This is a genomic window from Streptomyces sp. GS7 (genome assembly GCF_009834125.1).
Classification (GTDB): domain Bacteria; phylum Actinomycetota; class Actinomycetes; order Streptomycetales; family Streptomycetaceae; genus Streptomyces.
On the sequence record NZ_CP047146.1, the window covers coordinates 5,527,752 to 5,541,275 of the forward strand.

General features: G+C 71.9%; 12 protein-coding genes. 7 read left to right on the forward strand and 5 right to left on the reverse strand.

What is annotated here, in order from left to right; translation table 11 throughout:
- Positions 1-30: 30 nt before the first annotated feature.
- The 5 genes from GR130_RS24010 (at position 31) to GR130_RS24035 (ending at position 4,680) form a co-directional block, all read left to right on the forward strand.
- The gene (locus tag GR130_RS24010) at positions 31-564 is read left to right on the forward strand and encodes a hypothetical protein (RefSeq protein WP_159506623.1); all 534 of its coding nucleotides are present in this window, start codon (positions 31-33) and stop codon (positions 562-564) included.
- The gene (locus GR130_RS24015; protein ID WP_159506624.1) at positions 561-1,484 is read left to right on the forward strand and encodes a hypothetical protein; all 924 of its coding nucleotides are present in this window, start codon (positions 561-563) and stop codon (positions 1,482-1,484) included. Before GR130_RS24010 ends, GR130_RS24015 begins: the two co-directional genes overlap by 4 nt.
- Positions 1,485-1,608: 124 nt before the next feature.
- Positions 1,609-2,916, forward strand: a complete 1,308-nt coding sequence (locus tag GR130_RS24020) for a hypothetical protein (protein ID WP_159506625.1) — start codon at positions 1,609-1,611, stop codon at positions 2,914-2,916.
- Positions 2,917-3,152: 236 nt separating this feature from the next.
- Complete coding sequence (locus GR130_RS24025; RefSeq protein ID WP_236573418.1) at positions 3,153-3,485, forward strand: hypothetical protein; 333 nt, start codon at positions 3,153-3,155, stop codon at positions 3,483-3,485.
- Between the two features lie 1,033 nt (positions 3,486-4,518).
- Positions 4,519-4,680: a hypothetical protein gene (locus GR130_RS24035; RefSeq protein ID WP_159506626.1), complete on the forward strand. Its 162-nt coding sequence runs from the start codon at positions 4,519-4,521 to the stop codon at positions 4,678-4,680.
- 136 nt (positions 4,681-4,816) lie between these two features.
- Here GR130_RS24035 and GR130_RS24040 read toward each other — a convergent pair whose 3' ends face one another.
- A complete protein-coding gene (locus GR130_RS24040; protein WP_159506627.1) occupies positions 4,817-6,325 on the reverse strand; it encodes an AMP-binding protein in 1,509 nt (502 codons plus the stop codon).
- Between the two features lie 42 nt (positions 6,326-6,367).
- Between GR130_RS24040 and GR130_RS24045 the strand changes: the two genes are divergently transcribed.
- Entirely contained in the window at positions 6,368-7,078 is a 711-nt protein-coding gene (locus GR130_RS24045) for a TetR/AcrR family transcriptional regulator (protein ID WP_159506628.1), read from the forward strand.
- Positions 7,079-7,175: 97 nt separating this feature from the next.
- Here GR130_RS24045 and GR130_RS24050 read toward each other — a convergent pair whose 3' ends face one another.
- The gene (locus GR130_RS24050; protein WP_236574016.1) at positions 7,176-7,943 is read right to left on the reverse strand and encodes an E3 ubiquitin ligase family protein; all 768 of its coding nucleotides are present in this window, start codon (positions 7,941-7,943) and stop codon (positions 7,176-7,178) included.
- Positions 7,944-8,051: 108 nt separating this feature from the next.
- Here GR130_RS24050 and GR130_RS24055 point away from each other — a divergent pair, with 108 nt between their 5' ends.
- Complete coding sequence (locus tag GR130_RS24055) at positions 8,052-8,744, forward strand: LysE family translocator (RefSeq protein ID WP_159506630.1); 693 nt, start codon at positions 8,052-8,054, stop codon at positions 8,742-8,744.
- A gap of 129 nt (positions 8,745-8,873) precedes the next feature.
- On the opposite strand, the gene GR130_RS24060 is transcribed toward GR130_RS24055, so the two are convergent.
- From GR130_RS24060 to GR130_RS24070, 3 genes are all read right to left on the reverse strand, one after another.
- Positions 8,874-10,715, reverse strand: a complete 1,842-nt coding sequence (locus GR130_RS24060) for a phospholipase C (protein ID WP_159506631.1) — start codon at positions 10,713-10,715, stop codon at positions 8,874-8,876.
- Positions 10,716-10,959: 244 nt separating this feature from the next.
- Complete coding sequence (efeB, locus tag GR130_RS24065; protein WP_236573420.1) at positions 10,960-12,213, reverse strand: iron uptake transporter deferrochelatase/peroxidase subunit; 1,254 nt, start codon at positions 12,211-12,213, stop codon at positions 10,960-10,962.
- A gap of 54 nt (positions 12,214-12,267) precedes the next feature.
- Positions 12,268-13,482, reverse strand: a complete 1,215-nt coding sequence (locus GR130_RS24070) for an EfeM/EfeO family lipoprotein (RefSeq protein WP_159506632.1) — start codon at positions 13,480-13,482, stop codon at positions 12,268-12,270.
- Positions 13,483-13,524 lie beyond the last annotated feature (42 nt).

A 13,524-nucleotide genomic window follows, 5' to 3' on the forward strand; every position in this document is an offset into this window, starting at 1 on the left:
CGCTCGACCACACCTCGAAGGGAACCACCGATGAACCTCCGTACCTCACGGACCCGCACCGCACTCGCCCTCGCCGCCGCAGTCTGCGCCGCCACCCTCTACGGCACGACGAGCGCCACCGCCGCCCCGCTGCCCGCGCCGCACGCCATCTCCGCGCCCGCGGCCGCGCCCCAGCCCCCGTGCGACGAGAACGACAAGAAGTGCCAGGAGGAGAACAAGCGCGGGCAGGAGGAGCAGCAGGTCGACTCCGGGCGGGACCAGGTGTCGAAGGACTCGGCGGCGGCCAAGGAGGACATCTCCAAGGCCAAGGGCCAGGTCGAGGAGTGCAAGCCGGAGTCGAAGGAGTGCATGGGCAAGCTGGTCGGTGACGGCGCGGAGCAGAAGGAGGGGATGGCGGACACCCAGAAGAAGTTGGGCGACTTCCACCCCGAGGCGCAGAACGACGCCGGGGCCGCGGTGGGCGGCACCTGCGACAACTTCGCGAGCATGTTGCCGGGGGCGGCACTGAAGCACCACGACGGTGAGGAATCCCTCACCGACATGTGCGAGGCGATGGCCAAGTGAGCGCCCGCATGGTGTCCCGTCTTTCTTCTTCCCGTAGCCGTCGGGCCCGGCGGACCCGCGTCCTGCCGGTGACCGCGCTGGCGCTGGCCGCGCTCCTCCCGGCCGCCGGCTCGGTGGCCGCCCAGCCCCTGCCCGAGCCTCGTCCGCAAACGGCAGCAGGATCCGTGCACGAGGACGCCCAGGGGCCGGCCGCTCCGCTACCCGGGGCGCGTCCCACCATTCCCCAGGCACGGGCGTTCGACAGGAACAACAAACCGATGGCATCGGTGGCCCCGGTGCTGCGCTACTGCAACAAGAATCCCAAGGGCTGCAACTTCAAGATGACCCGGGCCCTCCCCTTCCAGTTCACCAGCGTGGTGAAGTCCCTGGGCAACGCGGTCATCAACTGCACCAACAAACCCATCACCGTGGAACGCACCGTCCAGCTCCAGACCGGCAGCCAGGACAACCTCGGCGGCGAGATCACCGGCTCCATCGCCCTGGAGGGCAACATCAACGTCTCCGGGGAGGTGTCGGCCGGCGTCAACGGCGAGGGGAACGTGACCGCCAAGACCCCCGACATGAGCAACGGGCCGATGGCCGAGGCGGGCGCCAAGGCGGGGGCGAACGCCAGCGGCAAGCTCGGCGGCCAGCTGGGCTTGAAGGCAACCTTCTCCGGCGCCTTCAAGGCCCACTACCAACGCACCTGGACCACCACCCACACCGAGTCCACCATGTACCGGATGGAGGTCAAGTCGGGAGACACCCTGGTCTTCGCCGCCAACGCGGCCATGGAGCGCATCTTCGGCGTCCTGACGACCAACAACGGCCAGCGGATCACCAACGTCATCGTCGACGCCCCGTCCTCGGTCAACAGCAGCTCCTTCATCGCCCGGACCGACACCACGCCCGGCGGCACCTGCAACCAGCTGCGCCCGTAGGGCACCACCCCGGGCACCGGCCGCGCGGCGTCCCGCGGCACCGCGGCTCCGCCCCGGTCCGCGGCACCGCCGCCGGCCCGACCCCGCTCCCCGCCGACCTCGCACGAAAGGCCCACAAGAGCCCGTGACCCGAACCGGTCGATCCCCCCACCGGCCCCGTCCGGCACGTACCGCCACCGCACTCGTCACCCTGGCCGGCACCCTGCTGGCCGGGCCGGCCCTCGCGCCGCAGGCATCCGCGGACCCCGCCACCCGCCAAGTGCCGGTCATCAACGGCGACTTCGCCGCACCGGGCTTCACCGCGTCCGGCAGCGGCGACAAGCTGACCGGCTGGACCATCCAGTACCCCTTCCGGCTGCTGCCTGCCGACGCCCGCCATCCCGACGGGCTGCCCGCCGTCCTGCTACGCAACAAGCGCACCACGGACCAGAGCGTGAGCCAACGCCTGCGCGGCGTACGGGCCGGCGCAAAGGTGACCGTGACCTTCGACGACAGCACCGGCGGTCTCAGGAGCGCCTGCTCCGAGGACCAGATCGCGAACGGCCAGCCGTACACCCTGCAAGGCTCCGGCGGCACCCGGCAGACCTTCACCACCGACCCGGGCAGCACCGACTGGCACCGCGACCGCACCTACACCTTCACCGCCGACGAGAACGAACCTCTGATCACCTTCGCCTCCGCGCAGACCAAGGGGTCCTGGGACTGCGGCCCGCTCCTCGCCAAGGTCCGCGCCACCGACGTGCCGCCCCCCGTCGACAAGACCATCGACAAGGCCCGACTGCCCGCCCCGGAAGCCTTCGAAGGCAACGAGCGCATCGACGCCAGAAAAGCCGCCGACCACTGTGCCAACAGCCGCAACACATGCACCTTCACGGTCGACGAGCCCTACTCCTACACCTACTACGACAAAGCCCGCGTGATCGGCGAGGCGTACCTCAACTGCAGCCGCAACACCCTCAACCACGACCGCCCGGTCGACTTCACCGGCCACTCCTACGACAGCCTGAGCCAGCACGCCGACGTCGACCGGCTCCCCAACCCCAAGGACAACCTCCACCAGCAGTTCCTCAGGGGATTCGCCAAGAACTCACCACAGCCCTGGCGTTGGGACACCGCCACGGGCCGCAGGATCCACGAGACCATCGAGGCCGGCGAGGTGTCCTGGATCGAGGGCCAGCCAGGCCGCCAGCGAGTCGACGGCTGGTTCGTCGGCGACGGCGAGGCCCCCGACAAGCAGATCCGCCTCCACGTCGTCGCCGACGGCCCGTCCGCCCTCGTCCCCGACCGCATCTACCAGCGCACCGGTCCGTTCACCGCGGCCGAGAAGAGCCGCTGCCGCTCCGACCGGCCGACCGCCCCCACCCCGGTGGACGCGGGGGCACCGGCAACCGGCACCGACCGGGAGAGCAAGGGGGACAGCGGAACGCCCTGACCCGCCGACGACCATAGCCACAGGTGAGGGGTCGGGCGGCCGCCGGCCCCTCACCGCGCTGCCGGTCACCGGGCTCCTGGGCGGTGCGTACGGCGCAGGCAGGGACGCGGGCGCCGAACACCGCCCGGATGCTCGACGGTGAATCACCCGGCGGCGAGCCGTCGTTCCCTAGCCTGCTCCGCAGAAGCCCGTTCCCTCCCGGGCCTTAAGCCCCGGGCAGCCCCGAAGGAATCCCTGTGAAGAAGCCTCTGAAGACCGCCACCAACACAGCGCTGGCCCTCGCCGCCCTCCCGCTGACCGCGCTGGCCCTGGCCGCCCCGGCCCACGCCGACGACGGCGTCATGCCGAAGGTGAGCGGCAAGGGCCTGGTCTCCGCGTACCAAGCCCTCGACTACAGCACCCACGTCCAGCTGAAGGACGGCCGTGGCACGAGCCGCCACGTCCTGTGGCCCGGCAGCTGGAAGGTCTGCGAGCAGCAGCCGGCGCCCGGGGCGCGGCTGGGGCACCAGAAGATCACGCTCACCGTGGTCAAGACCCACGAGCAGTGCGGTACGCACGCGACCGGCTGAGCCGCCCGGCAGCACCGACGGCACGGCGCCGCGGCTCACGGGGGGGGCACTGCGTGACGACTGGAGGGTCGCGGTCCGGGCGCAGCCGCAGAGGGCGCGCGCCGTGCCCTCGCCTCTCGGGCGGTGCCGCGGACGCGTATCAGTCCCCGGACACAATTCAGTCCCCGGGAGTCCGCGTCGTCACCATCTGCCTCACTCGTCGGTGAGGCTCCGGTATCGCGGGGCTTCCGGGGGCCTAGCCAGAGCCACGTCAAGGGTCTCCTGCCAACAAACGTCTTTGTCGACGGTGCGGCTCTCCGGTTGTCTGGTGTAAACACCAGTTTCCTCCCGATTCGCCCAGAGTCAAGAGGGAAATCGGAGAGACCTGGATGGGCTGCCGCGACTTCAAGGGAACGTACAGACTGCCGCGATTCGGCAACGTCCGGTGGCCGTCCCGGATGGCGCGATCATCCCCGTTCGAGCGATGTGAGCGAGCGAGGGAGAGTCGCCGACGGGGCACGGACGGCGCGGGCCGGTTGCCCCGTACGGTCGCGAACAACGTGGCCCAGGGAGTGGAGCTGCTCGGGTCGGCGTCGGGGGCGACCTGGACGCGCTCCTGATGCGGGTCACCGGCGGCGCGGGCACCGGCGGCACCGGCGAAACGGACCCGCCTCGCGCCGCAGCGGCGGCGAACGGCCGCATCGAGGTCACCGACCCGCCTCGCCCGCAGAGCGGTTGCCGCCCCTGATGCCGCCCCTGGCTCGCGCACTTCGTGGGCGGGTGGGGGCGGCAGCCACCCCGGACCGCACGATGCCACCATGAGCAACCACCCCTCCACACACGGCAATCACACCGCTTGACCGAATCATCCCTTTTGCCTGAATTTTCATATATCATTCTTGTTGGGACCGTGGGCCCGACGTAGGGTCGAAAGCGTCGCGGCGGGATCGTTCCAGCGGAACGGACCTCAGGAACGCCCCGACGGGCGCGCCGAATCGCCACCGGAGCACGATCCGGGGAAGTCGCGGCGAAGCACGACGCACAGGAGGCGAAGATGACCTTCAAGGCACTCTTCCCCCGCCTACGCAGGAACGATCGAGTCCGTTACGGCGGAGACTGGGATGACTGGGGTTGGCGCGGCGGCTACGGCTACGGCGGTTGGGGCCGTTGGGGTCGTTGGGGCGGCGGCAACAGCTTCGTCGTCATCATCCGGTAGTGACCTGATCCGCTGTCATCGCATGCGCGCGACAGCTGTCGACCACTGAGAGATGCGCCGGGTCCACGGAACCGACGCACGGCCCGAGGCGGGCCCGCGAGTGCCACGCGGGCCCGCCTCCTCCTGCCGGCATCCGTCATGAGGACGGGATCAACGCCCGGAGTGCGCTCTTGTCGGGCTTGCCGAACGCGGTGAGCGGCAGCGCGTCGAGGAACGAGACGGACTGCGGGGCGTCCAGGGCGGTGAGCTGTGCGCGTACCGCGTCGCGGAGCGCTTCGGGGTCGGCCTCGGTGCCCGGCTCGCGCACCACGAAGGCGTGTACGGCCTCTCCGGTCCGCTCGCTCGGTGCGCCGACGACGGCCGCCTGCCGCACACCGGGGTGGCCGGTCAGGGCGTGTTCGATGGGGGCGGCGTAGCAGTTGTGCCCGTCCACGATGATCATGTCCTTGGCGCGTCCCACCAGGTGCAGATAGCCGTCCTCGTCGAGGCGGCCGAGGTCCCCGGTGCGCAGCCAGCCGTTCCGCAGGACCTCGGCCGTCTCCTCGGGCCGTCGCCAGTACCCGGTCATCACCGAGGGCGACCGGACGCACACCTCGCCGATCCGGCCCGCCGGAAGCGGGCGGCCGTCGGCCGACCGGATGTCCACGCGCACACCGGGCAGCGGCCGGCCCACCGAGGTCAGCAGCTCGTCGCGGTGCTCGTGCGGGTGGAGCAGGGCGATGCCCGGTGCCTCGGTGGAGGCGTAGGTCTGCTGGAGGACCGGGCCGAGGCGGTCGAGGGCCTGGCGCAACCTGGCCGGGGCGGCCGGTGCGCTGCCGTAGCTGAGGAGGGCCAGGCGGGACAGGTCCGCGGTGGCGGTGGCGGGATGGTCCAGCAGCCGGTAGAGCAGCGACGGGTACAGATACGTGGCCACCCGCCCCGGCTTCGCCAGCGAGGCGAGCACCGTGTCGGGGTGGAACTCGTCGTGCAGCTCGACGGTGACACCGGCCATCAGCATGCCGGCCGCCATGTCGCCGGTGGCGTGGGCGGTGGGCGTGACGGCGAGCAGCCGTAGGCCTTCCGGGAGTTGACGGTCCTCGAACCCCCAGGACCGGTACGACGCGAGCAACCCGCCGTACGTGGTGGGGACGCCCTTGGGCAGACCGGTCGTGCCGCCGGTGTAGGTCAGCTTGGCGATGTCGCCGTCCCGCGCCCGCGCCGGCATCGGATCGGCGGGCTGCCCGGCGGCCGACGCCGCCAGCTCGTCGAGCGGCAGCACCGGCCGGATGCCTGCCGCGAGTTCGGGCACCGGGCCGCCCGCCGCGGGCCGGGCCGGGTCGAACACCACCGCTGCCGGCTCGGCGTCGCGCAGGATGTGCGCCAGGCCCTGGGTGGCCGGGCCGAGATGCACGGCGGTGAAGCGCAGGCCGAGCAGGAACGCGGCGAACCGCAGGGTCAGCGCCTCCGGCGGGTTGGCCGCCAGCAGCGCCAGCCCGTCGCCGCGCCGCAGGCCGAGTGCCTCCAGCGCGCGAGCGCGTTGGAGGATCTCCGCCACCAGATCCCCGAAACGCACCGTGCGGTCGCCGTGCACCAGCGCCGGACGGTCGCCGTGCGACCTCATCTCTGCCATCGCACCGTCGAGGAACCCCTGAATCGCCTCGGCCATGCCCGCCGCCCCCCGTAAAACTACGTACGTTAGATTAATGTCATGGACAGTGTACGACCCCCGAAACGACGCAGGGGCAGGCCGCCCGCGAACACCGCGGTGATCAGCCGGGAGGCGGTGCTCGCCGCCGGCCTGCGTGTGCTGGAACGGGACGGCCTCGACGCGCTCACCATGCGCAAGGTCGCCGAGGAGCTGGGGGTGCAGGCGGCTTCGCTGTACTGGCACGTCCGGGACAAGGACGAGTTGCTCGACCTGCTCGCCGACGAGCTGCTGGCCGGTGCGGACCTGCGGTCGCTGGTCGACCCGGCGGACTGGCGGGCCGGTGCCGCCGCGATCCTTCGCGAGATGCGCCGCCATCTGCTGGCCCGCCGGGACTCCGCCCGGCTGCTGGCCGGCCGCTTCTCCGCCGGGCCGAACCGGCTGCGCTCCATGGAGGCCGTCCTCGGCGTGCTGCGGTCGGCCGGGCTGGGCCCGCACGACACCGCGTACGCCTGCTACTTCCTCATGGTCACCGTGATCGGATTCGTGGCCAACGAGCAGGCACCGCTGTCTGCCCAGGTCAGGAACGGCATGCCGGCCCGGGAGTTCCTGGACGGCCTCCGCGACCGGCTGGCCGGGCTGCCGGCGGAGGAGTACCCGCACACGGTCGCCCTGGCGGCCGAGGTCACCGGCCCCGACCTGGCCCGCCGCTTCGACTTCGCCGTGGACCGGATGCTGGACGGAATCGAGACGCTCAGGGGAGAGCGCGGCTGATCCCGGTCGGTGCCGATCCCGTACGGTTCATCGGCGCGGACGGGCCGACGGCTTGGGATTCGCTGAAGGGGATACCACCCCGGTGCATGTGCCGGTGTCAGCGGAGCGCGGCGAGGACGAAGAAGGCGACCGCGGTGATCGCGGCGAGTCCGGCGCCGATGCCGTAGGCGAGGACCCGGTGGTTCTCGCCGCGCAGGAGTTCCTCCTCGGTCTTGACGGACATGACGAAGACGCCGCCCTCGGCGGGGGCGGCCATCGCGAGCAGGCCGTCGGCGTCGCCGGCCTCGCCGTGCACGTAGAAGCGGCTGCCGGGGCGGACGATCCACTCCTCGCGCCGGAAGCCGATGGTCCTGTCGCCGCCGCCGAACTTGAGGCGCAGCGGGCCGAGTTCGAGGCGGTTGCCGTTGTCGGTGTGCGGGTCGAAGCGGTCGAGGACCTTCTCCGCGCCGATGACGCTCTCGTTGCCGGGGCGGACGGCTATCGCGCCGGTGGCGTCGGCCACGAAGAACGCGGTGGAGCTGGTGTGTTCGGAGACCACTTCGGTGCGGGTCCGGCGCCTGCGGCCGCCGTTGCCGTCGCGGTAGGTCTCCTCGTACTTGCGGGTGATCCGGTGCCTGTGCCAGACGCACTCCAGATTCTCCAATTCGGAGCGGAGTACGCCGTCGTTGTACGGCAGTGACTGGCCGACCACCTCGCAGCGGTAGCGGAAGTGCCCCTCCCCCGCTGCCCGGGCCGCCGCCTCGTGCATGGCTCGGAGGTCCTGGACAGGCAGCGTCTCGGTGCTCTCCATCGCGCGGGCCCGGGTGTTCGCGACGCGCGCCAGGTACGCGCAGCACGCCGCCACCACCAGGCAGGCCAAACCCATCCAGATCACGACAACACCATTCCGTCCGGTTGCTCCCCGACCGCGCGACCATACCCGGGCCGGTCCGCGCCAGGACAGCCACGGGCCGAGGTTCCCTAGGCTGTTGGCATGCTCACCTCTCTCTTGTGGTTCGCCGGTGTCGCGGCGCTCATCAATGTCACACCGGGGTTGGACACCATGCTCGTCCTGCGGACCTCCGTGGCACACGGCCGGACCGGCGGCCGGGCCGCCGCGTTCGGCATCCTCGCCGGGTGCCTGGCCTGGGGCGCGGCGACCGCCGTCGGGCTGACGGCGCTGCTGTCCGCCTCCCGGCTCGCCTTCGACACCCTGCGCATCGGCGGCGCCGTCTACCTGGCGTGGCTGGGGGTTTCGGCCCTGTGGAAGTCCCGGCGGCGGTTCACCGGCCGGGCGGCGGTGGACGGCACGGAGTCGGCGGCCGACGGGGCGGTCGTGGCCGCGGCGGCGGACGGCGGGTCCACCGACGGTGCGTCAGGGCGCGGACGGCGGGCCGCCTTCCGGGCCGGGGTCGCCACCAACCTGCTCAACCCGAAGGCGGGCATCTTCTACATGAGCCTGATCCCGCAGTTCATTCCGCACGGCGCGCCGGTCTTCGGCTCCACGCTGCTGCTCACCGCGGTCGACGTGGCCGAACTGGCGCTGTGGTACTGGGTGGTGTCCACCGCCGCGTCGGCCCTCGGCGAGCGGGTCCGCCGGCCGTCCTTCCGGCGCCGGATGGAGCAGCTGAGCGGTGTGGCGTTCCTGGGGTTCGCCGCGAACCTGCTGCTGGCGGAGCGGGCGTGAGGCACGGCCTCCCGAGGGGCCCGCGCGGCTCGGCCGACGGAACGGGCACCGCGGCGTGAACGAGCGAGCCCGGCCGGGCCACCGCGCGGGGCGGCGGTCCGGCCGGGATACGGGCCGGTGGGCCGGGCGTCAGGACGCGCCCTGCTCCTTGCGGCGCCGGAGGGCGAAGACCGTTCCGGTCGCGCCTGCCGCGAGCACCGCCGCCGCGATGCCGACGGGCACGACGGGGAAGCCGGACGCGTCACTGGCCGAGGCGGTGTCCTGCATCGCGGGGCCCGGGTCGATGGAGGTGTTCACGGGCGCCACGGGGCGGATCGGGCCGACCGACTTGACCGAGCCGTCGGCGTTGAGCAGCACCTGCTTGTTGTTGGGGTGCCGGAAGTCGAACATGCCGTTCAGCGAGCCGGCGCGGGCGTCGAACGAGGCGTCGCCGATGCGGCCGGTGTGCCAGTTGTCCTCGATGAACCTGATGATCGAGGTCTGCTCGGTGGCGGTGTGGTCGATCTTGTTGGTCCTGCTGTAGGGCGAGATCACCAGCAGCGGCTGGCGGGCGCCGGGGCCGCAGCGGTCCGCGTAGCCGCCCGCGGCGGCGGGGCCGGACTGGCAGGCCGGGCCGTCGGTGGCCTTGCCGTTGGAGCCGGTGGAGGTGTCCTTGGAGCCGTTGCGGGGCTTGGCGTAGACGTGGTCGTACCAGCCGTCGGAGTCGTCGTAGGCGACGACCACGGCGGTGTCCTTCCACTGCGGCGACTGCTCGATGCGGTTGATCTGGTTGACGAGGAAGTGCTGCTCGTCAACCGGGTCGGAGTAGCCCGCGTGACCGTCCTGGTAGGCGCCGGCCTTGAGGAAGCTGACGGCCGGCAGCTTGCCCGCGCGCAGCGCCGCGTCGAAGTCGCTCAGGTCGTAGTTGTGGTTGGCCTGACCGGCGTGGCCGATCTCGTCGACGCTCTTCGGCGGCAGGTGGTGCGGGTTGGAGGTCGACTTGTAGTACTGGAACGGCGCGTGGTGCGGGCTGTAGTCGACGACCGGCGCGCCCCCGACGTTGGCGTGGTGGGTGTCGCACTTGGCGTAGTGGCCCTGCTGACCGTCCCACGCGGTGCTCGGCCGGAAGCCGCCCTGGAACCAACCCCAGCTGACCTTACGGGAGTTGAGGATGTCGCCGATGTTGCGGCCCTGCATCGCGGCGAGCGCGTTCTTGCCGGTGTGGTCCTTGCCGGAGCAGTCGTCGTAGGCCGGGTCCGGGTCGTTGACCATCGTGCCGACGCCCTTGGCGTCGGGCGACTGGACCGCTTCCTTGTCGGGCTTGGCGGTCTGCTTGGGGTTCTCGGTGCCGGAGGCCGGGTCCGTGGAGATGATTCCATGGGTCTGGCCGGAGACGAGGTTGATGGCACCGGGGCTTGACGGACCGTAGACCGACCCGAAGGAGCGGTCGTTGAGGGCGTAGTGCTGGGCGTAGTTCCACAGGCCGGTGACGGTGTTGCCGTCGTAGTAGTCCATCACCAGTCCGGGCTCGCCGAAGAGGCCGCCGGAGCACTTGCCCGAGTCGGTGTTCTGGACGAACTTGTCGGCCTTGCCGCCGTTGTACGCGTACTGCTCGGGCCCGTAGTCGTGGTTCTGGTCGCAGGTCATGGCCTGCTTCGGGGTGAGCCGCTTGGGGGCGTACTGGTTGGGGTTGTGCTTGAGCAACCCGGCGGTGCGCAGGTTGTCGATGTCCCGGGGGGTCGTGGGGGACGGGGTGAACTTGGTCCCGTCGGTGTTCGCGGCCTGCGGGTAGGTCGCGAAGTAGTGGTCGAACGAGATGTTCTCGTCGAAGAGGACCACCACGTGCTTGATCGGGGTGGCGGTTCCGGTGGAGCCGCCGTGCGGCTGACCGGCGGCCAGGACAGGGGCTCCCCCGCCCGCGGCGGCGAGGGCCACGGCGCCCGTGAGGGCTCCCAGGGTCCGTATCGCTGCTCTTCTTCCCCTACTGGTCATGCTGGTTCTTCCTCCGGGCGGATCGAGTGGGTCCGTACGTCCGGATGCTCTGCGGGACGGACGGCGACGCGGCAGAGCCATGATGGCGCGAGAGTGAACACCGGGTCAGGTATCCCAGGCCAAACCTTGACCCGCTGTTGACCTTTGGGGCCACCGAGCGGCTCGTATCCAGTACTACGCGAGCGGGGCCCGGTCTGCCACGTGGAGTACGCCGCGGGCCCGGCCGCGGTCCACCGGACGGGCCCTACGCCCCGAGGAGCGCCCGGCCGTACCAGTCGGCGGTGTCGCGGACGCCCGGCAGCGCGAAGAAGTAGCCGCCGCCGAACGGCTTTATGTAGTCCGTCAGCGGCTCGCCGGCCAGTCGGTGCTGGATCGTCTCGAACTGGCGGGCCAGGTCCTGCTGGTAGCAGCAGAAGAGCAGGCCCATGTCGAGGTTGCCGTTGCCGTCCATCCCGCGGTCGTAGTTGTGGGCGCGGCGCAGGATGCGCTGGTCGGCGGTGGCGGCGGTGCGCGGGTTGGCCACCCGGATGTGGCTGTCCAGGGGGATGACGTCGCCCTTGGGGTCGCCGGGGTAGTTCGGCGTGTCGTGCTCGTGGTCGCCGTCGAGGGGGGCGCCCGTCTCGCGGGCGCGGCCGAACATCCGCTCCTGTTCGGTCAGCGAGACCCGGTCCCAGAACTCGACCAGCATCCGAATCAGACGGACGACCTGGTAGCTGCCGCCGGCCGTCCAGTCGGGCTCGCCCTGGCCCTTGCCGACCCACACCAGGCGGTCCATCTCGCGGGCCGATCCGGTGTCCGGGTTGGCGGTGCCGTCCTTGAAGCCGAGGAGGTTGCGGGGTGTGCCGGTCGGACGGGGCGGGTTGGCGAAGCCGTCCAGGCGCCAGCGGACCTGCATCCCGCCGCGGGTGTGCCGGGCGATGTCGCGCAGCGCGTGCAGCACGGTGTCGGTGTCGTCCGCGCAGAGCTGGAGGCTGAGGTCGCCGTGGCACCAGTCGGCCTGGAGGTCGTCGTCGGGGAAGGCGGGCATCGTGGCCAGATGGCGGGGCGCATGGCCGTGCAGCCCGAAGCGGTCGTCGAAGAGCGAGGCGCCGACGCCGACGGTGACGCCGAGCGCGCCGGAGGGCAGCCGGGGGCCGAGGATGCCGGAGTCGGCGGGCGGGCCGGTGATGCCGACAGGCGCAGGGATACCGCCGCCGGTCAGGAAGCGGGCCCGTTCGGTGACGGTCCGCAGCAGGTCGGCGAGCCCCTGGCGGTCGGCGGCGGTGACGTCGAAGGCGAGGAACGTGGTGACCCGGCGCGGCGGGGTGAGAATGGCGGCCTGGTGCGCGCCGTGGAAGGGGGTGGCGGAACCGGTCGACAACTCCGGCCCTGGAAGCGGGAGTTGCCCGCCGGTCTGCTGCGAGCCGGGGGCGGCGGCGCCGGCCGCGAGTCCGGCGCCCGCGAGCGCCGCGCCGCGCAGGAACCCCCGTCGGCGGAACCCGCTCAGGTCACCACTCACCGGTACCCACCGTTCATCTCTCCTCCTGCCCCGTTCTCCACCTGTGCCACTGCCTCAGACGGTCCTGCGCGGATCGCACAGGGTGGCCACCGACGCCAGCCGCTCCACCAGGTCCCCCAGCACCGCGTTGGCCTGTTCCCGGCGGCCGCGGTCCAGCTCGCCGAGCGGCGTCCACCGGCCGTCCGCGCGGAAGCCGTCCAGCAGCCGCTGGGTACGGTCCAACTGCTGGTCCAGTTGCGGGAGTTCGGGGAACCGGGTGGTGAGCAGGGGGCGCAGCCGGGCGAGTACCGCACGGGTGCCGTCGAGGTTGGCGCGGGCGGTGGCGAGGTTGCTGCCGCTGCCGTAGTCGGTGCGGCCGGTCAGCTCGAACTGCACCGTGTTCTCCAGGATCTCGTGCGCCCGCAGGCCGAGTGCCGCCGGATCCATCCGGGCCTGGGCCCAGTCGTCCCGCAGGGCGGTGACCGCGTCTGCGAGCGCGCCGGCCGGGGCGCGCAGGGCATCGGCGGACTCGCCGTGCCACAGGCCGTACTCGACGCGGTGGAAGCCGGTGAATTCCGGGTCGCGCACACCGCCCGCCAGGCCCGCGGTGGTCCCGTTGATCTTCTTGTCCGCGTCGCCGAACGCCCCGTAGGCCGCGCCCAGCCGCTCGTAGGTGAGGTGGGCGGGCAGCCAGGCGTCGCGGGCCGCCGCCAGGTCGCCGCGGGTGACGGCGTCGCGGAGGGCGCCGGTCTGCCGGACGAGGTCGTCCAGTCCGCCGCCGACCCACTTCTGGTAGTCGATCGACGGGTCGATGAGGTCGTGCTGGGTGATCGGGGCGGCGGCCGGTCCGCCGCGCCCGCCGCCGGTGATCCGCACGGTGGGCCCGGTGACGGCGTCGGCGTCGTCCGGCAGGCACATGAAGGCGTACGAGCCCTGGCCGAGCCGGACCCGCAGCTGGCGGGTGGTCCCGGGGCCGATGCCCTCCACCTCGCCGTAGACGGCCCCGGTGCCGACGGCCTTGAGGTAGACCTCGGCCGCGTTGCTGGAGGTGTTGTGGAGGTCGAAGACCTGGGTTCCGGGGCGGGGGTGCCGCCAGCCGTGGCCGCAGCCGCTCGGGGAGATCTCGATGCTGGTGTGCACCAGCCCGTCGGCGGCGGTCTGCGCCCCCTCCTCGGCGGCGTCCGGGCCGCTGGTCAGCACCAGCGTGGCCACCACGCCGCCCGCGAGCAGTACGCTTCCGGCACCCCAGATACGAGGCGACCGCAGCCGGGCAGGGCTGGGTCGTGGCACTCCGGTCCTCCTGGGTCGTGCGAGGGAAGGGATCTTGTCTCG

What these genes read in the sequence shown, in the direction of transcription:
- GR130_RS24035 (WP_159506626.1), top strand. Translation starts at nt 4,519, where the DNA reads ATGACCTTCAAGGCACTCTTCCCCCGCCTACGCAGGAACGATCGAGTC.
- GR130_RS24040 (WP_159506627.1), bottom strand. Translation starts at nt 6,325, where the DNA reads ATGGCCGAGGCGATTCAGGGGTTCCTCGACGGTGCGATGGCAGAGATG.
- GR130_RS24055 (WP_159506630.1), top strand. Translation starts at nt 8,052, where the DNA reads ATGCTCACCTCTCTCTTGTGGTTCGCCGGTGTCGCGGCGCTCATCAAT.
- GR130_RS24010 (WP_159506623.1), top strand. Translation starts at nt 31, where the DNA reads ATGAACCTCCGTACCTCACGGACCCGCACCGCACTCGCCCTCGCCGCC.
- GR130_RS24045 (WP_159506628.1), top strand. Translation starts at nt 6,368, where the DNA reads ATGGACAGTGTACGACCCCCGAAACGACGCAGGGGCAGGCCGCCCGCG.
- GR130_RS24060 (WP_159506631.1), bottom strand. Translation starts at nt 10,715, where the DNA reads ATGACCAGTAGGGGAAGAAGAGCAGCGATACGGACCCTGGGAGCCCTC.
- GR130_RS24050 (WP_236574016.1), bottom strand. Translation starts at nt 7,943, where the DNA reads ATGGGTTTGGCCTGCCTGGTGGTGGCGGCGTGCTGCGCGTACCTGGCG.